23 protein-coding genes are annotated in these 22730 nt (G+C 66.3%); 6 read left to right on the top strand and 17 right to left on the bottom strand.

The genetic code is table 11. The features are described 5' to 3' along the window. Positions 1-16 precede the first annotated feature (16 nt). From ACIOU8_RS00485 to ACIOU8_RS00465, 5 genes are all read left to right on the top strand, one after another. Entirely contained in the window at positions 17-1093 is a 1077-nt protein-coding gene (locus ACIOU8_RS00485) for a Rieske 2Fe-2S domain-containing protein (protein WP_400784872.1), read from the top strand. Further along, positions 1090-2904 (top strand): cytochrome bc complex cytochrome b subunit, encoded by a 1815-nt coding sequence (locus tag ACIOU8_RS00480; RefSeq protein ID WP_400784871.1) that lies wholly within the window; start codon positions 1090-1092, stop codon positions 2902-2904. Before ACIOU8_RS00485 ends, ACIOU8_RS00480 begins: the two co-directional genes overlap by 4 nt. A gap of 95 nt (positions 2905-2999) precedes the next feature. Next, the gene (locus ACIOU8_RS00475; protein ID WP_400784870.1) at positions 3000-3413 is read left to right on the top strand and encodes a RidA family protein; all 414 of its coding nucleotides are present in this window, start codon (positions 3000-3002) and stop codon (positions 3411-3413) included. After that, positions 3410-3913, top strand: a complete 504-nt coding sequence (locus ACIOU8_RS00470) for a GNAT family N-acetyltransferase (RefSeq protein ID WP_400784869.1) — start codon at positions 3410-3412, stop codon at positions 3911-3913. The genes ACIOU8_RS00475 and ACIOU8_RS00470 overlap by 4 nt, the downstream gene beginning before the upstream one ends. 83 nt (positions 3914-3996) lie before the next feature. After that, positions 3997-4416, top strand: coding sequence for a rhodanese-like domain-containing protein (locus ACIOU8_RS00465; RefSeq protein WP_400784868.1), 420 nt, complete (start codon positions 3997-3999; stop codon positions 4414-4416). Positions 4417-4471: 55 nt separating this feature from the next. On the opposite strand, the gene ACIOU8_RS00460 is transcribed toward ACIOU8_RS00465, so the two are convergent. The 5 genes from ACIOU8_RS00460 to ACIOU8_RS00440 form a co-directional block, all read right to left on the bottom strand. Next, a complete protein-coding gene (locus ACIOU8_RS00460) occupies positions 4472-4906 on the bottom strand; it encodes a cytochrome c oxidase subunit 4 (RefSeq protein ID WP_400784867.1) in 435 nt (144 codons plus the stop codon). Between the two features lie 3 nt (positions 4907-4909). Beyond that, positions 4910-6643: a cytochrome c oxidase subunit I gene (gene ctaD, locus ACIOU8_RS00455; protein WP_290162014.1), complete on the bottom strand. Its 1734-nt coding sequence runs from the start codon at positions 6641-6643 to the stop codon at positions 4910-4912. A gap of 3 nt (positions 6644-6646) precedes the next feature. Then, positions 6647-7546 (bottom strand): cytochrome c oxidase subunit II, encoded by a 900-nt coding sequence (gene coxB / locus ACIOU8_RS00450; protein WP_400784866.1) that lies wholly within the window; start codon positions 7544-7546, stop codon positions 6647-6649. 96 nt (positions 7547-7642) lie between these two features. Beyond that, positions 7643-8008, bottom strand: coding sequence for an iron-sulfur cluster insertion protein ErpA (gene erpA / locus ACIOU8_RS00445; protein ID WP_400784865.1), 366 nt, complete (start codon positions 8006-8008; stop codon positions 7643-7645). Between the two features lie 71 nt (positions 8009-8079). Continuing rightward, entirely contained in the window at positions 8080-9501 is a 1422-nt protein-coding gene (locus ACIOU8_RS00440) for a dipeptidase (protein WP_400784864.1), read from the bottom strand. A gap of 46 nt (positions 9502-9547) precedes the next feature. Between ACIOU8_RS00440 and ACIOU8_RS00435 the strand changes: the two genes are divergently transcribed. After that, on the top strand, positions 9548-10135 hold the full coding sequence (locus tag ACIOU8_RS00435) for a DUF3043 domain-containing protein (RefSeq protein WP_400784863.1): 588 nt from the start codon (positions 9548-9550) through the stop codon (positions 10133-10135). Between the two features lie 74 nt (positions 10136-10209). On the opposite strand, the gene ACIOU8_RS00430 is transcribed toward ACIOU8_RS00435, so the two are convergent. From ACIOU8_RS00430 to ACIOU8_RS00375, 12 genes are all read right to left on the bottom strand, one after another. Continuing rightward, on the bottom strand, positions 10210-11232 hold the full coding sequence (locus tag ACIOU8_RS00430) for a quinone-dependent dihydroorotate dehydrogenase (protein ID WP_400784862.1): 1023 nt from the start codon (positions 11230-11232) through the stop codon (positions 10210-10212). Positions 11233-11242: 10 nt separating this feature from the next. Next, positions 11243-11713 carry a transcriptional regulator NrdR gene (nrdR, locus tag ACIOU8_RS00425; protein WP_056307011.1) on the bottom strand — a complete coding sequence of 157 codons (471 nt, stop codon included), beginning with the start codon at positions 11711-11713 and terminating at the stop codon, positions 11243-11245. A gap of 10 nt (positions 11714-11723) precedes the next feature. Further along, positions 11724-13031 carry a histidinol dehydrogenase gene (gene hisD, locus ACIOU8_RS00420; protein WP_400786822.1) on the bottom strand — a complete coding sequence of 436 codons (1308 nt, stop codon included), beginning with the start codon at positions 13029-13031 and terminating at the stop codon, positions 11724-11726. Then, positions 13031-14410 (bottom strand): hypothetical protein, encoded by a 1380-nt coding sequence (locus tag ACIOU8_RS00415; RefSeq protein ID WP_400784861.1) that lies wholly within the window; start codon positions 14408-14410, stop codon positions 13031-13033. Before ACIOU8_RS00415 ends, hisD begins: the two co-directional genes overlap by 1 nt. Before the next feature lie 113 nt (positions 14411-14523). Further along, positions 14524-18042 carry a DNA polymerase III subunit alpha gene (gene dnaE, locus ACIOU8_RS00410; RefSeq protein WP_400784860.1) on the bottom strand — a complete coding sequence of 1173 codons (3519 nt, stop codon included), beginning with the start codon at positions 18040-18042 and terminating at the stop codon, positions 14524-14526. Between the two features lie 71 nt (positions 18043-18113). After that, the gene (locus ACIOU8_RS00405; RefSeq protein WP_400784859.1) at positions 18114-19235 is read right to left on the bottom strand and encodes a hypothetical protein; all 1122 of its coding nucleotides are present in this window, start codon (positions 19233-19235) and stop codon (positions 18114-18116) included. Continuing rightward, a complete protein-coding gene (locus tag ACIOU8_RS00400; RefSeq protein ID WP_400784858.1) occupies positions 19222-19575 on the bottom strand; it encodes an RNA polymerase sigma factor in 354 nt (117 codons plus the stop codon). Before ACIOU8_RS00400 ends, ACIOU8_RS00405 begins: the two co-directional genes overlap by 14 nt. A 21-nt stretch (positions 19576-19596) precedes the next feature. After that, positions 19597-19806, bottom strand: coding sequence for an RNA polymerase sigma factor (locus tag ACIOU8_RS00395; protein WP_400784857.1), 210 nt, complete (start codon positions 19804-19806; stop codon positions 19597-19599). A gap of 31 nt (positions 19807-19837) precedes the next feature. Further along, positions 19838-20437 (bottom strand): GNAT family N-acetyltransferase, encoded by a 600-nt coding sequence (locus tag ACIOU8_RS00390; RefSeq protein WP_400784856.1) that lies wholly within the window; start codon positions 20435-20437, stop codon positions 19838-19840. Between the two features lie 42 nt (positions 20438-20479). Continuing rightward, positions 20480-21400: an RluA family pseudouridine synthase gene (locus ACIOU8_RS00385; RefSeq protein ID WP_400784855.1), complete on the bottom strand. Its 921-nt coding sequence runs from the start codon at positions 21398-21400 to the stop codon at positions 20480-20482. Between the two features lie 2 nt (positions 21401-21402). Next, on the bottom strand, positions 21403-22053 hold the full coding sequence (gene lspA, locus ACIOU8_RS00380; protein ID WP_400784854.1) for a signal peptidase II: 651 nt from the start codon (positions 22051-22053) through the stop codon (positions 21403-21405). 9 nt (positions 22054-22062) lie between these two features. Then, on the bottom strand, positions 22063-22674 hold the full coding sequence (locus ACIOU8_RS00375) for a DivIVA domain-containing protein (protein ID WP_400784853.1): 612 nt from the start codon (positions 22672-22674) through the stop codon (positions 22063-22065). Positions 22675-22730 lie beyond the last annotated feature (56 nt).

Here is a 22730-nt window from a genome sequence, read left to right as displayed (position 1 = left end):
ACGTACGAGGAGCACCATGGCACACGACGACGACTCGCAGGCTCTTGACAGGGCCTACCAGCCCTCTCCAGGGCTGGGTGTCGCAGTCAGCGATCCCGTGCAGAACCCGGGGCTGCCGCCGCACCGCGCGCGCATCACCGACAAGGACCCGCGCGCTGAGAAGGCCGCGGAGCGCACGGTCTACACGCTGTTCTATCTCTCGCTGGCAGGAAGCATCTGGGCGGTCGCCGCCTACATGCTCTTCCCCATCGAGAGCGGCGCGCTCATCGACATCCGCCAGAACAACCTCTTCATCGGTCTGGGCATCGCGCTGGCGCTGCTCTCGATCGGAATCGGCGCGATCCACTGGTCCAAGGCGCTGATGAGCGACAAGGAGCACATCGAGCACCGTCACCCCACCCGGGGCAAGGACTCGACGCGAGAGGCCGTCGTCGAGGCGTTCGCCACGGCGAACGAGGAGTCCGGTTTCGGACGACGCACGATGATCCGCAACTCGCTGTTCGCCGCGATCGTCGCCTCGATCATCCCCGGCGTCACGCTCTTCCGCGGTCTCGCCCCGCACAGCACGCCGGACGACCCCACCGCGGGCGACCCGGTGACGCTGCTGAAGCACACGATGTGGGAGAAGGGTCAGCGCCTCGTCCGCGACCCCGACGGCACGCCGATCCGCGCAGCGGACGTCACCCTCGGATCCGCGTTCCATGTGATCCCCGAGGACCTCGCCGAGCTCAGCCACCACGACGGCTACCTCGAGGAGAAGGCGAAGGCCATCGTGCTGATGATGCGCCTGCGCCCTGAGCAGCTCATCGAGGCCGAGGACCGCAAGGACTGGTCATACGACGGCATCGTCGCGTACTCGAAGGTCTGCACGCACGTCGGATGCCCTGTGGCACTCTACGAGCAGCAGACCCACCACCTCCTCTGCCCCTGTCACCAGTCGCAGTTCGACGTCACGGATCACGCCAAGGTCATCTTCGGACCGGCCGCACGTCCGCTGCCGCAGCTGCCCATCACCGTCGACGACGAGGGCTACCTCGTCGCACGCAGTGACTTCACCGAGCCCGTCGGCCCGAGCTTCTGGGAGCGCCATTGAGCACCGCAACGCTGTCCAAAGAGGACAAGGACAACAAGGCGCCTCTCGGCGGTCGATTCGTCGGCGCCGCGTCGAACTATATCGACGAGCGCACCAGCATCTCCGGCTTCGTCAAGGAGCTCGGCCGCAAGATCTTCCCCGACCACTGGTCGTTCATGCTGGGAGAGATCGCGCTGTGGAGCTTCGTGGTCGTGTTCCTCTCGGGAACCTTCCTGACCTTCTTCTTCGACGCCTCCATGGTCGAGACGCACTACACGGGCGCGTACGCCCCGATGCGCGGAATCGCGATGTCGGCGGCGCTCGAATCGTCGCTGCACATCTCGTTCGATCTCCGCGGCGGTCTTCTGGTGCGCCAGATCCACCACTGGGCCGCGCTCGTCTTCGTCGCCGGCATCGGCGTGCACATGTTGCGCGTCTTCTTCACCGGTGCTTTCCGGAAGCCTCGCGAGCTCAACTGGGTGATCGGCTTCGTGCTGTTCGTCCTCGCGATGGCAGAGGGCTTCACCGGCTACTCGCTGCCAGATGACCTCCTCTCGGGCAACGGTCTGCGCATCATCGACGGAATGATCAAGGGCATCCCGCTGATCGGCACGTGGACGTCCTTCCTTCTGTTCGGTGGGGAGTTCCCGGGAACCGCGATCGTCGGCCGCCTCTACACGCTGCACATCCTGCTGCTTCCGCTGCTGGTGATCGCCCTCATCGCCGTGCACCTGATGCTGATGATCGTCAACAAGCACACGCAGTTCGCGGGCCCCGGCCGCACGAACGACAACGTCGTCGGCTACCCGATGATGCCCGTGTACATGTCGAAGATGGGTGGCTACCTGTTCATCGTGTTCGGCACGATCGTGCTGATCGCGACGTTCTTCCAGATCAACCCGATCTGGAACTACGGCCCGTACGACCCCTCCCCCGTCTCGGCCGGTACACAGCCTGACTGGTACATCGGATTCGCCGACGGTGCTCTGCGTCTGGCACCGTCGAACCTCGACGTGGTCTTCCTCGATCACACCTGGTCGTTCGGAATCCTGCTGCCGCTGGTGGTCCTCGGTCTGTTCATCGTGCTCGTCGCGATCTACCCGTTCATCGAGGCCTGGGTCACGGGCGACAAGCGCGAGCACCACATCGCCCAGCGCCCTCGCAACGCAGCGACCCGCACCGCCATCGGCGTGGCCGGCGTCATCTTCTACGCCGTCCTGTGGGCTGCAGCATCGTCCGACCTCATCGCGACGCACTTCATGCTCACGATGGAGGGCGTGATCCACGCGCTTCAGGCACTGCTGTTCGTCGGACCGGTTCTCGGCTACTTCATCGCGAAGCGGATCGCGCTCGCTCTGCAGAAGAAGGACCGCGAGATCGTTCTGCACGGCTTCGAGTCCGGCCGTATCGTTCGCCTTCCCGGTGGTGAGTTCATCGAGGTCCACCAGCCCGTCGACAAGTACGACCGCTGGAAGCTCATCGATGTCGACGGCTACGAGCCGCTGGTCGTGCGCCCCAATGCGAAGGGACGCATCTCGTGGACCGAGAACCTGCGCTCCTCCATCTCGCGCTGGTTCTTCGAGGACCGTCTCGCTCCCCTCACGCAGGCCGAGATCGAAGCAGCGGATGCCCACCAGCATCATGTGACCGCTCAGAACGATGAGACCGAAGCGGCCGAGATCCAGGGCGCTCACGAGCGCGCAGGCGCCCCGGACGCTCCGCTCACGGCCAGCGAGACCCATGTCGATGAGACGGCGAACACTCCCAGCACGGTGATCTCGACCGAGCCGGTGAAGAAGCCTCGCAAGAAGAAGTCCGAGGACGGCGAGTAGCATCCCGATCCCCAGATGACAGGGCCCTGTTCGATTATCGGACAGGGCCCTGTCGCATCCGGCGGCCATTCATGTGCGCGTGGCAGGATCGTGACATGAGCTCAGCAGTCCAACTCATCCGTTCCGCAGACCTCGCCGCCGCGCCATACGCCTACGCGGCGATCGCCCCCACGGGTTCCCGCCTCGTCTTCCTCGCAGGGGCTTGCCCGCTCGAGGATGACGGCACGACCACGGCCCCTGGTGACTATTCCGCACAGGCGGCGCGCTGCGTCGAAACGCTCGACATCGCCCTGCGTGCCAGTGGGGCCACGCTGACGGACATCATCAGCACGCGCGTTCTTGTGGCGTCCTCATCACAGGCCGATCTGGTGGCCGCTTGGGACGTCATCCACGCGGCGTTCGGCGACCACGACGTGCCGAGCACACTGATGGGAGTCACCGTGCTCGGGTACGACGATCAGCTGGTGGAGATCGAAGCCATCGCGGCGATCGCGGAGGAAGCACGATGAGCGAACTCATCCGACCGGCAGTTGCTGAAGACGCCGAGGTCCTGCATGCCATCGAGACACAGGCTGACGCCCTCCTGATCGACACCCTCGGGGCGCCCGATTGGCCGCCCGCAGGGGATGGAGGTGAGCGACTCGCATCCCCGGGATTCGTCCTCGTGCTCGAAGATCCCAGCGGCTCCTCCCCCGTCGGCTTCGTGCACGTTCTCGACGCCGACGGCCATGCACACCTCGAGCAGCTCTCCGTGCTTCCGTCCTCCGGACGCCAGGGCTTCGGGCGTCGACTCGTCAGCGCCGCTCTCGATGCCGCACGCGAGCGTGGCTACACCCGCATGACTCTCCGGACGTATGCGGAGATCCCCTGGAACGCTCCGTTCTACTCGTCGTGCGGCTTCCTCGAGAGCATCCCCGAGACGTCGTTCCAGCGCGGGCTCGTCGACACCGAGGCCTCGCTCGGACTCGACCGATACGGCCGCCGGCTGCAGATGACGGTCGAGCTCTGAGTCCTGTCGAGATTGGCGGGATCAGGTCTGTCGCCGTCGGGAAGACGACGGCAGAGGAGCGCCCGGCTCCTTAGGCTGAGGGGATGATCGATCGCGCTGAGTACTACGCCGCCAAGCTCGCCTACGAGACCGATGCGAGCGACGTGTACGCCGCTCTTCAGACCGATGACAGCCCGGTCATGATCGACGTCCGCTCCGACGAAGCCTGGGCTCAAGGGCGCGTCGCGGGCGCCACGCATATGCACTACAGCGAGATCGCGAGTCGGGCACCGGCTGAGATCCCGGACGGCTCGGCCGTGGTGGTCTACTGCTGGAGCCCTGGATGCAACGCGGGCGCGAAGGGTGCTCTCGAGTTGGCGAGGCTCGGATACGACGTTCGGGAGATGATCGGCGGGTTCGAGTATTGGGTCAGGGAGGGCTATCCCGTCGAGGATGCCGACGGCACACACCGCCGCCCTGTCGACCCGCTGACCGGAGTCGCCCGCATCCGCTCCCGAGCGTAGCCGCGACGTGCAGAAAGCCCCTGGGACTGAGTCCCAGGGGCTTTCGCTCTGTCGGTCAGCGGGCGAAGTTCCCGCGGTAGTACTCGTAGACCCAACCGACGATCGCAACCACGAAGATCGCCAGCCCGATCGGAAGCAGGAACTGTCCGACGGCGAGGCCCACAACGAAGATACCGGCGGACCCAGCCAGCACGATCGGCCACCAGGACCAGGGGCTGAACTCACCGAGCTCGGGGTCGCCGTCGTCGATGTCGCTGGTGAGGATGTCCTCGGGCAGCTCACCGTTCTGCGCCTTGTGAGTGCGGTCGAGGTAGAACGCGATCATCGCGCCCATGAACGCCGCGAAGAACAGCGCAACGGTTCCGACCCACTCGATGCGCATGGCGAAGTTCTCCGACGGGGTGGCGAGGATGTGCCAGCCGGTGTAGACGACTCCGACAAGGGCGAAGAAGGCGGTCAGGACCCACCAGAGGATGACGTTGTCGCGCATGGCTCAGTGGCCCTCTCGCTCGCCGGGTGCGGCCGGGGTGAACTCCGCCGCCTCCGGGTGGTTCAGGTCGAATGCAGGACGCTCGCTGCGGATGCGCGGGATCGACGTGAAGTTGTGGCGCGGCGGCGGGCAGGAGGTCGCCCACTCGAGCGAAGCCCCGTAGCCCCACGGGTCGTTGACCGTGACCTTGGGCGCCTTGCGAGCCGTGATCCAGACGTTCAGGAAGAACGGCAGCATGGACGCGCCGAGGATGATCGCACCGATCGTCGAGACCTGGTTCTGCCAGGTCCAGCCGTCAGCCGCAGAGTAGTCGGCGTAGCGACGCACCATGCCGTCTACACCCAGCCAGTGCTGGATGAGGAACGTCATGTGGAAGCCGATGAACAGCATCCAGAAGTGCACGTAGCCGAGGCGCTCGTTGAGCATGCGTCCGGTCCACTTCGGCCACCAGAAGTAGAAGCCGGCGAACATCGCGAACACCACGGTGCCGAAGACGACGTAGTGGAAGTGCGCGACGACGAAGTACGAGTCGGACAGGGCGAAGTCGAGCGGCGGAGCCGCGAGGATCACACCGGTCAGACCACCGAACACGAACGAGACCAGGAAGCCCAGCGCGAACACCATCGGTGTCTCGAACGTCACGGATCCGCGCCAGAGCGTGCCGATCCAGTTGAAGATCTTCACACCCGTCGGCACCGCGATGAGCATCGTCATGAGGGCGAAGAACGGCAGCAGCACCGAGCCGGTCACGTACATGTGGTGAGCCCACACGGCGACGGACAGTGCGGCGATCGCGATCGTCGCATAGACGAGTGTCTTGTATCCGAAGATCGGCTTGCGGCTGAAGACCGGGAAGATCTCGGACACGATGCCGAAGAACGGCAGGGCGATGATGTAGACCTCGGGGTGACCGAAGAACCAGAAGAGGTGCTGCCAGAGCAGGACACCGCCGTTGGCCGGGTCGTAGATGTGAGCGCCGAGCACACGGTCGGCACCTGCGGCGAAGATCGCCGCCGCGAGCACCGGGAAGGCCATGAGGATGAGGAGGCTCGTGATGAGCGTGTTCCACGAGAAGATCGGCATGCGCCACATCGTCATACCCGGGGCACGCATCGTGATGACCGTGGTGATGAAGTTCACCGCGCCGAGGATGGTTCCGAAGCCCGAGATGCCGAGACCCAGCATCCAGAGGTTTCCGCCGGCACCCGGCGAGAACGACGCACTGGCGAGCGGCTGATAGGCGAACCAGCCGAACGACGCCGCACCCTGAGGCGTGAGGAAGCCTGCTACCGCGATCGTGGATCCGAAGAGGAAGAGCCAGAACGCGAACGCGTTGAGACGCGGGAACGCCACATCCGGCGCACCGAGCTGGAGCGGCAGGATCGCATTCGCGAATCCGGCGAAGAGCGGCGTCGCGAACATGAGGAGCATGATCGTGCCGTGCATCGTGAAGAGCTGGTTGTACTGCTCCTTGGTCGGGATGATCTGCATCCCGGGAGCGAACAGCTCTGCGCGGATGACGAGGGCCATCACACCGCCGAGGAGGAAGAACAGCACCGAGGCGATGAGGTACATGTACCCGATCGTCTTGTGGTCGGTGGAGGTGATCCACTTGACGACGATGTTGCCCTTCTGCTCGACGCGTGACGTGCTCATCAGAGCGGCCTGGCGCGCGGGCAGAGTGGTGGGTCGAGAGCGAGGGGCCTCGTCGGTGCGGGGGGCTTCAGTGGTCGACATGGCTTACTCCTCTCCTTCCTCGGAGGTCGGGGCGGTTGTCCCGGGGTAGTTCGACAGACGGTCGTAGGCGTCCGTGATGTCTCCGGTGTTGCCTTCCTCCTCGAGCGTCTGGAGGTAGGCGTCGTACTCGTCCTGCTCGACGACCTTGACGTTGAAGAGCATCATCGAGTGGTACTCGCCGCACAGCTCGGCGCACTTGCCGGCGTACTCGCCGACACGCGTCGGGATGAAGGACCAGGAGTTGTCCTTCCCGATGTACATGTCCTTCTTGTAGAGGAAGTCGATGATCCAGAAGGAGTGGATGACGTCGCGAGACTGGAGGTTGATCGTGACCTTCTGATCGACCGGCAGCACCAGGGTCGGAAGCTGCGCCTGATCGATGTTGCCGTCTGCATCGGGCTGAGCCTGGATTCCCATGGTCCAGACGGCGTCGGAGTTGTCCTCCTCGTCGCCGTCGTACTGGAAGTCCCATGCCCACTGCTTGGCGATCGCCGTGATCTCGACGTCGGGCTCGTCCCACTTCGCCTCGATCGCCGACTGGTCGCGGGCGGTGAAGAAGAACATGCCCAGCACGAGGATCAGCGGCACGACCGTGTAGAAGATCTCGATCGGCATGTTGTAGCGCATCTGCACGGGCAGACCCGTCTGACCCTTGCGGCGGCGGTAGGCGATCGCGGCCCAGGCCATCAGGCCCCAGGTGATCACGCCGACGGCGAGCAGGACGATCCAGGAGTTGACCCAGAGCGAGGACACGCGCTCGGTCTGGTTGGTGGCCGCAGGCTCACCCTCCACGAAGCCCGGGAGGTAACCGTTCAGCTCAGTGGCAGTACATCCCGCCAGGGCCACGGCTGCCGCTACTCCCAGGGGGAGAGCGGCCCAACGAAGGCGGCGTTTCGAGGGCACGATGCACCTTTCAGATTGCGGACAGGGCACACCCAAGTCTAGGGCAACCTCACACCTGATTCATGCCAACCACGCAGGTTGGCGAGGGGTTTCGGATCAGTGGAAGCTGTCTCCACAGGCGCAGCTGCCCGCGGCGTTGGGGTTGTCGATCGTGAAGCCCTGCTCGGAGATCGTGTCCTTGAAATCGATCGACGCGCCGTCGAGGTACGGGACGCTCATGTTGTCGATGATGACCTCCACGCCGTCGAAGTCGACGGTCTCGTCTCCCTCGAGGTAACGCTCGTCGAAGTACAGCTGGTAGATCAGGCCGGAGCATCCGCCGGGCTGAACCGCGACGCGCAGACGGAGGTCGTCGCGGCCCTCCTGCTCGAGGAGGTTCTTGACCTTGATGGCCGCGGCGTCGGTCAGCTTCACGCCGTGCGCCTGGGTGGTCTCTGCTGAGGTCAGTGTGGTGTCGCTCATGTCGCTCCTTCGGACGGGCCGTGCTCGCACGGCTGGTGACTCGATTTTACCCTCACCCTCGACGATCGGGCTCAGATGATGATGTCGTTCATCCGCGAGAGGAGCAGCGCCTCGGTCGCGACGGCGTGGCGGAACGTGTCGAGGTGCAGCGATTCGTTGGGGCTGTGTGCCCGCGAGTGCGGATCCTCGACCCCGGTCACGAGGATCTGAGCATCGGGGAACTCCCGCACGAGATCGGCGATGAACGGGATCGACCCGCCGACACCGAGGTCGACGGGCGGCACGCCGTAGCCGTCTCGCATGGCATCACGGGTGAGCGCGACGGCCCAGCCGCTGGTGTCGACGAGGAAGCCGTTGCCGAGGTCGACATCGGAGAACGTCAGCTCTGCGCCGTACGGCGCGTTCGCCCGCAAGTGCGCCTCGAGGGCGGCGTACGCCTCCTCACCGGTCTGACCGGGGGCGACGCGTGCGCTCACGACGACCGTCACCTCCGGAAGGAGCGTGTTCGACGCCGCGGCGACACTGGTCGCGTCGATTCCGATGACGGTCACCGAAGGCTTGTTCCAGATCCGGCCGAGAATGCTGCCGTCGCCGATCGGTGACGTGCCGGGCAGAAGGCCGGCTTCGTCTCGGAGCGTCTCCTCGCTGTACTCGGGCGTGGGCGCCTCGCGCTCGGTCATCCCTTCGACCGCGACGGAGCCGTCTTCGTTCCAGAGAGTGGAGAGCATCTTGACCGTCGTCATCATCGCGTCGGGGACGGCACCCCCGAACATCCCGGAGTGCGACGCGTGATCGAGCGTGCGCACGCGCACCGTGAACCGCGCGTTGCCGCGCAGCGAGACCGTGAGCCCGGGTGTCACCGAATCCCAGTTTCCCGAGTCCGCGACCACGATGGCATCTGCGCGGAGTGCCTCCTTGTTGTCCGAGAGGAACTGCGCGAAGGAACGGGACCCGTACTCCTCTTCGCCCTCGATGAACATCGCGATGCCCAGCTCGAGGTCATCGCCGACGACCTCGGCGACGGCGCGGATCGAGGCGATGTGCGCCATGATCCCCGCCTTGTCATCGGCAGCGCCCCGACCGTACAGACGTCCGTCGCGCACGGTGGGCTCGAACGGCGGCGTCTCCCACAGTGCGTCGTCACCCGGAGGCTGCACGTCGTGGTGCGCGTAGAGCAGGATCGTCGGCTTGCCGTTGCGCGCCGCGCGCGTCGCGAGCACCGCCGGCTGGCCGTGCTCGTCTGTGCCCGGTATCGCGGCGCGGAGAACGCGCACATCGTCGAAGACCCCGGTGGCAGTGGCGAGTGCGGCGACAGCCTGGGAGCTGCGCTCCAGCTGCGTCTGGTCGAACGACGGCCACGCCATGCCGGGGATGCGGACGAGTGCACCCAGGTCGCTCAGAGCCGCGGGCAACCCCGTCGACACCGCCTCCAGGACGGCCGGTTCGCGTTCGCTGGACAGATTCTGTTCGCCGGGCTGGGCAGGAGATGTCATGCGAGTAATCTTAAGGTGATCCGCCTTCACTGAACCGAGGAACCTCGTGGCCACTACCCCTGTCCCCCCTTCGACGAACGACGACGCCCCCGAGACGCCCGCGTCGGGCAAGGGACGCGCGACGCCGACCCGGGCCGAGCAGGAGGCTGCTCGCCGTCGACCTCTGGTCGCGAACACCAAAGAAGCGAAGGCCGCGGCGCGCGCAGAGCTCAACGAGCGGCGCAACCGCGCACAGGCCGGAATGGCTGCCGGCGAGGAGAAGTACCTCCCGGCTCGCGACAAGGGCCCGCAGCGCCGTTGGGTCCGTGACTACGTCGACGCCGGTTGGCACCCGGCCGAGTTCGTCATGGGCGTCATGGTGCTCGTCATCCTGGTCTCGCTTCTGCCCGCCAACCTCGCGATCGGCGGATTCGCCATCGCCGGCTGGGCCTACCTCGTGATGATGGCGTACCTGATCCTCGCGATCGGCGGCATGGTGCTGCTGGGAATGCGGGTCAAGCGCAAGATCGCCGCGAAGTTCGGCAAGGATCGCATGGAGCGCGGCCTCGGCTGGTACGCCGCGATGCGGTCGCTGCAGATGCGGTTCATGCGTCTGCCCAAGCCTCAGGTCAAGCGCGGCGACTACCCCGCCTGATCCCAGAACTTCTCCGAGAGGCGTCTCCTGCTCCCCGAGCACGAGGCGCCTCTCGCATACATTTGTGGGGCGGCTCAGCGAGCGACGAGACCCCTGTTGATCTCGCGACCCCAGAAGGGACCGCGGTACAGGAAGGCCGTGTAGCCCTGCACGAGCGTCGCGCCGGCTTCGAGCCGCTCTTGAACGTCGGACGGCGTCTCCACTCCCCCGACCGCGATGACGCAGAACTCCGAGGGCACCGCCGAGCGCACGAGACGCAGCACCTGCAGGGAACGCTCCTTGAGCGGAGCACCCGAGAGCCCGCCCGCTCCGATCTCCGCCACCGTCTCGGAATCCGTCGTGAGGCCGCCTCTGCTGATCGTGGTGTTGTGAGCGATGATTCCGGCGAGCCCCTCGTCGACCGCGAGCTTCGCGATGGCGACGATCTCCTCGTCCGAGAGATCGGGGGCGATCTTGACGAGCAGCGGAGTCTCGCCGGATGCTGCTCGCACCGCCCTGAGCAGCGGAGCGAGCGTCTCGACGGCCTGAAGCCCCCGAAGACCGGGGGTGTTCGGGGATGAGACGTTGACCGCGAGGTAGTCGGCGAGCGGGGCGAGCTTCGTCGCGGAGGCCACGTAGTCGGCTGTGGCGTTCTCGACATCGACGACACGGCTCTTGCCGATGTTCACGCCGATGACAGTGTCCGGTGCACCGCGCCGCAGGCGCGCGAGTCGCCGGGCGGCGGCATCCGCGCCGTCGTTGTTGAACCCCATCCGGTTGATGACCGCTCGATCGGCGATCAGGCGGAACAACCGCGGCTTCGGGTTGCCGGCCTGCGGGATCGCCGTGACGGTGCCCACCTCGACATGTCCGAAGCCGAGCGCGGCGAGACCACGGACGCCGATGGCGTTCTTGTCGAATCCGGCCGCGATCCCGAAGGGCGAGGAGAAGGTCAGTCCGAGGGCCTGAACCTGCAGGGACGGGTCGGGCTTCGTCAGCACCCGCGTCGCCCAGGAGAACGGCGGCGCCCCGAGCACGCGGATCACCGCCATCCCGGCGTGGTGGGCGAACTCAGGGTCGAAGCGCGACAGGACAGCGCGAAAGAGCAGCGGATACATCCCTGCCAGATTACCGGTCGACGGGCTCCGGCTTGACGTGGTCGGCACGGAGATCGGTGATGGCGCTCTCGAAGTCCTCGAGCGAGTCGAATGCCTGGTAGACGCTCGCGAACCGCAGGTACGCGACCTCGTCGAGGTCGCGGAGGGGTCCGAGGATCGCCAAGCCGATCTCGTTCGTGTCGAGCTGCGATACACCTGTCTGTCGGACGGCCTCCTCGACCCGCTGAGCGAGGATCGCCAGATCGGCCTCGGTGACGGGCCGTCCCTGGCAGGCCTTGCGCACGCCCGAGATCACCTTCTCCCGACTGAACGGCTCCATGACGCCGGATCGCTTGATGACGTTGAGGCTCGCCGTCTCCGTCGTCGTGAAACGACCGCCGCACTCAGGGCACTGGCGTCGACGACGGATCGAGAGACCGTCATCACTGGTGCGGGAATCGATGACCCGGGAGTCCGAGTGACGGCAGAAGGGGCAGTGCATCTGACCGATCCTACGCGGTGAAACGCGCCTCGATCGCCTCGCCGTGCGCCGGAAGCACCTCGGTCTCGGCGAGGGCGACGACTCCCGCGCGCACGTCGGCGAGTGCGGCGCGATCGTAGGAGATGACCTGCTGCGGCCGCAGGAACGTGTATGCGCCGAGTCCGGGCGCGTAGCGTGCCTGTCCCCCGGTCGGCAGAACGTGGTTGCTGCCCGCCATATAGTCGCCGAGGCTCACCGGGGTGTGGTCTCCGACGAACACGGCACCTGCGCTGGTGAAGCTGTCTGCCGCCGCTTCGGCGTCTTCGAGGTGCAGCTCCAGGTGCTCGGGAGCATACGCATTGCTGAACGCCGTCGCCATCGTACGGTCATCGACCAGGACGATCGCCGACTGCGGCCCGTTCAGCGCCGCCGCCACCCGCGTCGCGTGGCGCGTGGCTCCCGCCTGTCTCTCGACCTCCGCGGCGACGCGATCGGCCAGCTGCGGGGAGTCGGTGACGAGCACCGCCGACGCCTGCTCATCGTGCTCGGCCTGGCTGACGAGGTCGGCGGCGATGAGTCGCGGGTCGGCGGCGGCGTCTGCGACGACGAGGATCTCGGTGGCCCCCGCCTCGGAGTCGGTGCCGACGACCCCCGCCACAGCGCGCTTCGCGGATGCGACGTAGTTGTTTCCGGGCCCTGACAGCACATCGACCGGATCCAGCCCGATCCCCGCGACGCCGTGTGCGAAGGATCCGATCGCCCCTGCCCCGCCGATCGCGTACACCTCGGTGATGCCGAGCAGACCCGCTGCGGCGAGGATCGTGGGGTGGACGCGCCCGCCCTGGTCCTCCTGCGGCGGCGAGGCGAGTGCGATCTGCTGCACCCCCGCGACCTGTGCCGGGACGACGTTCATGATGACGCTGGACGGGTAGACGGCTTTGCCTCCGGGGATGTACACCCCTGCACGGTGAACGGGCTGCCAGCGCTGGGTGATCGTCGCACCGGCGCCGATCCGCGTGGTCTGACGCTCGGGCACCTGAGCAGCCGAGGCGATGCGCACCCGGCGGATCGCCTCCTCGAGCGCGACGCGGACCTCAGGTGCGAGGACCTCGAGAGCATCGGCGATGTGCTGTGCAGGCACGCGGATCTCGTGCCCGGAGACACGATCGAAGCGTTCTGCCTGCTCGCGCAGAGCCTCCTCGCCTCGCTCGCGCACGTCGTCGACGATTCGCGCCGCGGTGTCGAGAGCCTCCGCTCGTGCCTGGGTGGCGCGCGGCACAGCCGCGAGCATGTCAGCCGGCGAGAGCGTGCGCCCCCGCAGATCGATCGTGCGCAAGATCAGCCTCTCGTGATGTCTGCGATGTCGTGCAGGTAGCCGATACGACCGTCGTCGTGTCTGATGACGTATGCACCGCCACGGTCCTCGATGACGAGGGCCCAGGCGTTCGGGCCGACCCGGAAGATCGCGTCGCCGCGCTCGTCATGCACGTCACGCTCGGTCGGTGCGAGGATCCAGAAAGGCTGCGGGGCCGAGAAATCCTGCTGCGCGTTGGTCGCGACGACGTCGGTCTCGTCGTCGACGGCGGGGAACGCGGTCGTCTCGGCCGACGACACGTCGCGCGCGGTCGCTCCCAGAAGAGACTCGATGCTGCCGGTGTCGGACACGATCTCGGGTTCCTGACCGCGCGACCGACGCGAATACGCGGGCACGTACTCCTGGTCGGAGGTCGTGTCCTCGGTTCCCGTCCCCCCGCCCGAGGCGTGTGAGGAGAGGGGCACCTGCTCGGCGAGATCGAGACGGGCGACCTCATCGGTCGCCTGCGCGCCCGACAGCTCGACGTCGATACCGGCCGCCGGAGCAGCCGCGGTCGTGTACGCCGGCGGGGCGGACTCCGTCGTGTGCAACGCGCGGGCCGGGTCTTCGGCGTACGCCGTCGGAACGGCGTCTGTCGCGTTCGTCACCGGGGCGAGGTCGGATTCGGGACCGACGTCGGCTGACGGAACGGACGCGAGGTGAGCAGCAGGTGCTGCCTCCGCGTGCGGCGCAGAGTCTGTCTCCGAGTCATCCGCCGTGTCGCTCGCCGCTGGGGCGGGCTCGGGGCGCGGACGCGCGATCACCGGTCGGACCGGATTGGCATTGCGGTGCGCGAGCGTCACGAGCCGGCCCTGGAAGTCCTCCTTCAGTCCCGGCACCAGCGGAGCGAACACCGTGAAGACGACGAGCGCAAGCGACGCGAGGAGCTGGACGACGCCGTTCCAGGGAAGGCCGAAGACGCCGAACTCGATCACGAAGGCGACCGCGTTCCAGAGGGCTCCCAGCCAGAAGACGGCAGCGACGGAGAATGCCACCGAAGCGAACTGGTCGATCCCCAGCGAACCGACGCGACGGATGCCATCGGGCGAGAAGCGGCGAAGGATCAACAGGAACACGGCGACCGTGGGCACGCCGATGGGCAGGATCCACTGGATGCCGGCGCCCCAGATCGACGCGTCGCCGACGTAGGGGAAGAACGAGGCGATGAAGGCGATGAGCCACACGCCGACGATGAGCAGCTCCCTCAGCGTGAACCCGAGGATGCCGTACTCCGGCGTCACCTCATCGTCATAGAGAACGCCGTCGTCACCGGAGAAGTCCTCCTCGACGGCCACGTCGGGTGCGGCCGTGGAACGGTCCGCATTCGATTCATCAGGGTTCAGGAAGGGTGATTCCGTGCTCATGGGGAGGGTCCTTTCGCCACGGTGCAGAGCCTCTGCGTCGTGCACCCGAACGCGTCCTGATACTACCCGGTGCATCCGTGAGGACCCATCGAGCGGCTGGGCTCCGCTGGTGCTCAGCCCAGGCAGGTCGGCCCGAGCAGGGATTTGAGATCGCCGAACAGATCGGCTGAGACCTTGACCGGCATCGGCACGTCGAACACTTTCGCCGTGCCGCCGCGATGCACGCGCAGCACCACCTCGGTGTCGCCGTTGTGGCGTCGCAGCACTTCGGCGAGCTCGGTCATCACCCGCTCGGTCGCTCTCTGCTCCGCGAGGACCAGCGAGAGGGGTCCGGCGGCATCGAACGAGCCGACATCCGGCGCGAACGCCGACTGCGCGTGCAGGTTGAGTCCGTCATCGCGCTTCGACACGCGTCCGCGTACCGCGAGGATGGAGTCCTGCTGCAGGATGTGCTGGAACTCGGTGTAGGTCTTGCCCATGAACATCACCGTCACCTCACCGTTGAAGTCCTCCACGGTGATCATGCCGTAGGGATTTCCGCTCGCCTTCGCGACACGATGCTGGACGCTCGTGACGAGACCCGCGACCGTGACCTGCTCGCCGTCCTGCATGTCCTCGGAGTTGATGAGGTTGTGGATCGAGATCGATGCGTGCTTCGCGAGCGGCACTTCGAGCCCCGCGAGGGGGTGGTCGGAGACGTAGAGCCCGAGCATCTCACGCTCGAAGGCGAGTTTGTCCTTCTTGATCCACTCCGGTCGCGCCGGCACCTTCGCGGGCGGCGCCTCTTCCATGCCGTCGTACAGACTGTCGAAGTCGAAGCCGATCGCGCCCTGCGCCTCGTTCCGCTTGCGATCCACAGCCGCCTCGACGGCATCCTCGTGGACTTCGAGCAGAGCCCGGCGGGAATCGCCCATCGAGTCGAACGCGCCGGCCTTGATCAGCGATTCGACGGTGCGCTTGTTCGAGACATGCAGCGGCACCTTCTCGAGGAAGTGATGGAACGACGTGAATCGCTCATCCTTGCGCGCCGTGATGATGCCCTCGACGACGTTGCTGCCGACGTTGCGGACGGCACCCAAACCGAAGCGGATGTCGTCGCCCACGGCGGCGAAGTACTTGATCGACTCGGAGACGTCGGGCGGGAGCACCTTGATGCCCATGCGCCGACACTCGTTGAGGTACAGCGCCATCTTGTCTTTCGAGTCGCCGACGCTGGTGAGCAGGGCGGCCATGTACTCGGCGGGATAGTGGGCCTTGAGATACGCGGTCCAGTACGACACGACGCCGTAGGCCGCCGAGTGCGCTTTGTTGAAGGCGTAGTCCGAGAACGGGAGCAGGATCTCCCAGATCGCGTTGACGGCTCCGTCGGAGTACCCGTTCGCATGCATGCCGGCCTGGAAGCCCTCGAATTGCTTGTCGAGCTCTGACTTCTTCTTCTTGCCCATCGCTCGGCGGAGGATGTCGGCCTGTCCGAGCGAGAACCCGGCCACGCGCTGAGCGATGGCCATCACCTGCTCCTGGTAGATGATCAGACCATAGGACTCGTCGAGGATGTCGGCGAGCGACTCGGTGAACTCCGGGTGGATCGGTGTGATGGGCTGCTGACCGTTCTTGCGCAGCGCGTAGTTCGTGTGCGAGTTCGCGCCCATGGGTCCCGGGCGGTACAGCGCGATGAGTGCCGAGATGTCACCGAAGTTGTCCGGCCGCATGAGACGCATGAGCGATCGCATCGGGCCGCCGTCGAGCTGGAAGACGCCGAGCGACTCGCCTCGTCCGAGCAGGTCGTACGCCCCGCGGTCGTCGAGCGCGAGATGTTCGAGGTCGAGCTCTTCTCCGCGGTTGGAGCGGATGTTGTCGAGCGCGTCCGAGATGATCGTCAGGTTGCGCAGCCCGAGGAAGTCCATCTTGATCAGGCCGAGAGACTCGCACGAGGGGTAGTCGAACTGCGTGACGATCTGGCCGTCCTGCTCGCGGCGCATGATCGGGATGATGTCGATCAACGGCTCGGACGACATGATCACGCCCGCCGCGTGCACTCCCCACTGGCGCTTCAGCCCCTCGAGTCCGAGTGCACGATCGAAGACCGTCTTCGCCTCCGTGTCGGTCTCGATGAGAGCGCGGAACTCGCTCGCCTCTTTGTAGCGGGGGTGCGCGGAATCGAACATCCCGTCGAGAGGCATGTCCTTGCCCATCACGGGCGGCGGCATCGCCTTGGTCAGCCGCTCCCCCATGCTGAACGGGAACCCGAGCACACGGCCCGCATCCTTCAGCGCCTGCTTGGACTTGATCGTGCCGTACGTGACGATCTGGGCGACCCGCTCGGATCCGTACTTCCTGGTCACGTAGTCGATGACCTCACCGCGGCGCCGGTCATCGAAGTCGACGTCGAAGTCGGGCATCGAGACTCGGTCGGGGTTCAGGAACCGCTCGAAGATGAGGCCGTGCTCGAGCGGGTCAAGATCCGTGATCTTCATGGCGTAGGCGACCATGGACCCGGCTCCGGACCCACGGCCCGGCCCCACGCGGATGCCGTTGTCCTTGGCCCAGTTGATGAAGTCGGCCACGACGAGGAAGTAGCCCGGGAAGCCCATCTGCAGGATGATTCCGGTCTCGTACTCGGCCTGCTTGCGCACTTTGTCGGGGATCCCGCTCGGGTACCGGTAGTGAAGACCCGCCTCGACCTCTTTGACGAGCCAGCTGTCTTCGGTCTCCCCGTCGGGCACCGGGAAGCGCGGCATGTAGTTCGCCGCCGTGTTGAACTCGACCTCGCAACGCTCGGCGATGAGCAGCGTGTTGTCGCACGCCTCAGGGTGATCGCGGAAGAGCTGACGCATCTCGGCGGCGGTCTTGATGTAGTAGCCGTCGCCGTCGAATTTGAAGCGGTTGGGGTCGTCGAGTGTCGAGCCCGACTGCACGCACAGCAGCGCCTCGTGCGCGTCGGCCTCGTGCTGATGCGTGTAGTGCGAGTCGTTCGTTCCGACGAGCGGGATGCTCAGATCTTTCGCGAGCCGGATCAGATCCGTCATGACCCTGCGCTCGATGGAGAGACCGTGATCCATGATCTCGGCGAAGTAGTTCTCCTTGCCGAACAGGTCTTGGAACTCCGCGGCCGCGGCGCGGGCGGCGTCGTACTGGCCGAGGCGCAGCCGTGTCTGGATCTCCCCCGAGGGGCACCCGGTGGTGGCGATCAGTCCCTTGCCGTAGGTCTGGAGCAGCTCACGGTCCATGCGGGGCTTGAAGTAGTAGCCCTCCATGCTCGACAGGGAGCTGAGGCGGAACAGGTTGTGCATCCCCTGCGTGCTCTCGCTCCACATCGTCATGTGCGTGTAGGCACCGGAGCCCGAGACGTCGTCGCTCTTCTGATCCGGAGACCCCCACTGCACGCGCGTCTTGTCACTGCGATGCGTGCCGGGCGTGACGTACGCCTCGAGTCCGATGATCGGCTTGACCCCTGCCGCTTTCGCCGCCTTGTAGAACTCGAAGGCCGCGAAAGTGTTGCCGTGGTCGGTCACCGCGATCGCCGGCATGTCGTAATCGGCCGCCGCCTGGGTCATCGCCGCGATCTTCGCCGCCCCGTCGAGCATCGAGTACTCGCTGTGCACGTGCAGGTGGACGAAGGAGTCGGATGCCATGCCTTCGAGTCTACTTTCGGCATCCGACATCGAGCGTCGTCCCGACTCCCTTCGCCGCCCGCTCACCTCCGTCAGGGAAGCGAATCCACCACACTCACGGTGTACACGTGCCGCTCGTCCGCCATGGTGGCGGGGATCAGCGAAGAAGCGATGTCGAGCGTCGCCGTCTTCTCACGCACGATACCCGTGGTCGTGTCGATCGTGACCGAGCGTCTCTGGATGGCGCTCTCGCCGGAAAGCGCCTCGGTCGCCGCCGAGAAGCGCAGGGTCGCCAGGTCACCGTCGGTGGAGACGATCTCAGATCCGGGGAGCATGCTGAGCGCCTCGTATATCGTCGCGCGCTGAGTGCTCGAGCCCAGGTTGTACGACAACAGATCGATGAGGACCCACCCGACCTTGTAATCCTGATCGCCGGTGCTGGCTGCCTGATTCTGGCGGATCCACTCGATGAGCCCCTCCGGATTCGTCGGCATCGCCGCGAAGAACGCCTCGAGACCGTAGCCCTCGGGCGTGCTCCAGGGACCCGACGGCCCCGCTGCGAAATAGGGCGCGGTGCTCGACGACATCGACTCATGATGCGCCTGGGCCAATCCCTCCGCGTCAGGCCCGAAGAGATCGGTCACGGTCGAGGGTTGTTCCGTCGCATAGAGCCACTGCTCCGACAGGTCCGCCGGGGCGTACCCGTTCCAGGACGACGTCACGCGCCACGCGTTCTGGGCATTCGATCTGTCTGTCTGATACTGCCCGCCTTCCGGATCGGGCTGGTGATAGACGACGTACTCCGACTGCGTGTGCAGCCGCAGATACTGTCCTGGCGCCAGCGTCAGTCCCGTGAATGCGCGGGCCGCGCTCGCAGCGGCGCCGAACGCCTGTGCGGACGTCATCGGACCCTGCGTCGGAGTCTCGGGACTGGGCGACTGCAGGGTCTGCCCGGAGTCACGCGTCGGAACGGCTTCGATCGTGGGCGCCGTCTGAGCGGTGATTCCGCTGACGGCCACCACGCCGACGATGACCGCGGCCACGACTCCCACCATCGAGCCTGCAAGGATCCATCTCGGCCTGGCAGCGCGCACGGCCACCGGCCTCGTGCCGGCCGTAATCTCGCTCATCAGCCGAGCGCGAGCCGCGTCGACCTGCGCCTCTGCACCGTCGAGATCCGGCTTGATCTGCTGAACCTTCTCAAACACGTCCACGGACTTCTCCTTGCTGCTGCTTCTCGAATGCCTGGATCCTTCGCGCGGGATCCAATCGCTTGCGAACGCGATTCAGGCGTGATCGCACGGTGCCCACCGGCACCCCGAGTGCCTCTGCGATGTCCTCGTAGCTCAAGCCCTGCCAGGCGTACAGCAGCAGCGTCTCGCGGTCCTTTGGAGCGAGCGCCGCGATCCTTTCTCTGAGAGCGCGTACCTCGCGCTCCGCATCCACGCGCCGCATGGCGTCGTCGAGTCCGCCGAGCGACGCGACGTCCTGACTGACTGCCGCAGCGAATGAACGCCACTGCCTCGCCTCGATCGCCCGGTGCCGCCGGATCAACCGTGCGGCGATTCCGAGCAGCTACGGTGCAGCAGACTCCTTGCCCAGGTCGAAATCGGACCTGCGGCGGAAGGCGACGAGGAAGGTCTCACTGAGCACGTCCTCGGCGTCGTCGGAACCGACGCGGTACGCCGCGAACGCGTTGACCGCGCGTGCATGTCGGTCGAACAGCTCGGCGAATGCCTCCGGCCGACCCAGCGACCGCCGGATGATCTCACTGTCTGTGCTCACACTATGTATTGCCCCTGCGACGCGGTCCGGTTCACGCTTTCTTCGACCGTCTGTACGATTCCCGCAGGTCGAGGCGCATCAGCACCCGAGGGAACCCGTCCAGCGTGGAACCGGTGTCGGCGGCCTTCTCGAAGCCCGCGCTCTCGAACAGTCGCCTGGTGCCGACATACGCCATCGTCGGATTCACCTTCTCGCCGCGATTGTCGACCGGGTACCCCTCGATCGCCGGCGCCCCGCGCTCCTCGGCGTACGCGACGGCGCCCTCGATCAGTGCGTGCGAGATGCCCTGCTTCCGATGGCCGGGGCGGATGCGGATGCACCACAGCGACCACACCTCGAGGTCGTCGACGTGCGGGATCAGCCGATTGCGCGCGAAGCTCGTCGCGCTGCGGGGATGCACCGCGGCCCAGCCCACGGGGTGTTCGTCGAGATAGGCGATGACTCCGGGCGGCGGGTCTTGATGACAGAGGTCGCGCACGCGGTCGGCACGTTGCGCGCCCCGCAGCGCGTTGTTCTCCTTGCTGCCTATTCGATAGCTCAGGCAGAAGCACACGTTCGACGTGGGCTTCTTCGGGCCGACGAGAGTCGCCACGTCGTCGAACTCGGTCGCCGGTCGCACCTCGATGCTCATGCGATCAGTCTGGCTCACCGCGCCGACATCCGCCGCTGACGTTCAATCGCCGCGCAGGATCTCCAGTGCATGCTCGAAATCGGCGGGGTAGGGCGACTCGAACTGCACCCAGTCCCCTGTCGTCGGGTGCGAGAACGCGAGCCTGTGGGCGTGCAGCCATTGACGGGTCAGGCCGAGTCGCGCAGACAGCGTCGGATCAGCGCCGTACAGCGGGTCGCCCGCACACGGATGCCGGAGTGCCGCCATGTGCACGCGGATCTGGTGCGTGCGCCCGGTCTCGAGGTGTATCTCGAGCAGCGACGCCCCAGGAAACGCCTCCAACGTCTCGTAGTGGGTCACCGACGGCTTGCCATCAGGCACCACTGCGAACTTCCAGGAGTGATTCGGATGCCGGCCGATCGGCGCGTCGATCGTTCCCGTCAGCGGGTCAGGATGGCCCTGGACGACCGCGTGGTAGATCTTCTCGACCGTGCGCTCTTTGAACGCCTGCTTCAACCTCGTGTACGCGATCTCGCTCTTGGCCACCACCATGAGCCCGCTGGTGCCGACGTCCAGACGATGCACGACCCCCTGGCGCTCCGGAGCCCCGCTGGTGGACACCCGGAACCCCGCCGCGGCGAGAGCGCCGACGACGGTCGGCCCTTCCCAACCCAGCGAGGGGTGCGCAGCGACGCCGGTGGGTTTGTCGATCACGACGATGTCGTCGTCGTCGTAGACGATTCCGAGCTCGGGAACCGCGATCGGGATGATCCGCGGCTCCTCCTTCGGCTGCCACTCCACTTCGAGCCACGCTCCACCGTGCAGGCGGTCGGACTTGTCGAGGGTGACTCCATCGAGGCGCACGCCTCCGGCGGAGGCGACATCGGCGGCGAAGGTGCGCGAGAAGCCCATCAACTTCGCCAGCGCCGCGTCGACGCGTGAGCCTTCCAACCCGTCAGGAACCGGGAGGGAGCGGGATTCCACGCTCAGCGTCCGTCCGACGCCGAGGCTGGCGCATCGGGAGATGCTCCGTCCCGGCGGGACACGTCGGAGTGAGGATCCAGGCTGGACTCTTCGGCCAATGCGGCAGCCTCGGCCTCCTCGTCGGTCTCGACAGGAGCATGGTCGCGCTCGCGTGTGCCGTCGAAGCGGAGTCCGAGCACGACGAGCAGTGCCACGGAGATCATGCCGCTGACGATGAAGATGTCGGCGACGTTGAAGATCGCCGGCATCATCCACGGCATCGAGATCATGTCGACCACGTGGCCCATGGGGAAGCCCGGATCGCGGAAGAGCCGATCGGTGAGGTTGCCGAGGACTCCTCCGAGCAGGCAGCCGAGGACCACCGCCCAGAGGCGCGACTGGAGCCCGAAGGCCTTCCACACGATCACTCCGGCGACCACCGCGAGAGCGATGGTGAAGATCCAGGTGACATCGGATCCGAGCGAGAACGCGGCACCGGGGTTGCGCACGTAATACAGCTGAAGGAACTCACCCAGCACCGGGACGGGCTCCTGCAGCGGGAGGTTCTCGGTGGTGAGGTACTTCACAAACTGATCGGCGGCCAGCACGACCGCTGCGAGTATCGCAACGATCGCGCCGGCCGCCGACCGACGAAGGGCAGGACGTCCTGGCAAAGGGACGACCTACAGTCCGATCGCGGAGACCGGAGTCGAGTCCGTCGACGCCGACTTCTCGTCGAGGTCGCGGAGCTGGCCCTCGATGTAGCCGCGCAGCTGCGAGCGGTAGTCGCGCTCGAAGTTGCGGAGTTCGGTGATGCGGGCCTCGAGCGCATTGCGCTCGCGCTCGAGACGGGCCGACTCCTCGCGCTGCTTAGCCTCGGCCTCGGTGCGGATGCGGTTGACCTCGCCTTCGGCCTCTGCGATGAGCTGGGCACGCTTGGACTCGCCCTCGGCGACGTGCTCGTCGTGCAGGCGCTGCGCGAGCTCGATGATGCCGGCGGTCGCGGTCGCGGAACCCGACGGAGCGGGCTCAGCGGGCGCCTGGGCCGGAGCCGGAGCCGGAGCCTCTTCGACGACCGCAGCGGGCGTCTCTGCAGCTGCTGCGGGAGCGGCCGGCGCGTCGCCGGACTCGTACGCGGCCAGCTTGGCCTTGAGTTCGACGTTCTCTTCGAGGGCCTTGCGCCACTCGATGACGATCTCGTCGAGGAAGTCGTCGACCTCGTCCGGGTCGAAGCCGTCCTTGAAGCGGACGTGCTGGAACTGCTTGGTGACGACGTCATCCGGGGTAAGTGCCATGGTGGCTCCTTCGATGAGTTCGGTTGCCAGTTTGGAGAATGGCGTGGTCGAGATTC

The sequence above is a fragment of the Microbacterium sp. NPDC087589 genome (assembly GCF_044743635.1).
Classification (GTDB): Bacteria; Actinomycetota; Actinomycetes; order Actinomycetales; family Microbacteriaceae; genus Microbacterium.
This window is presented reverse-complemented; position numbering and strand designations above follow the sequence as displayed.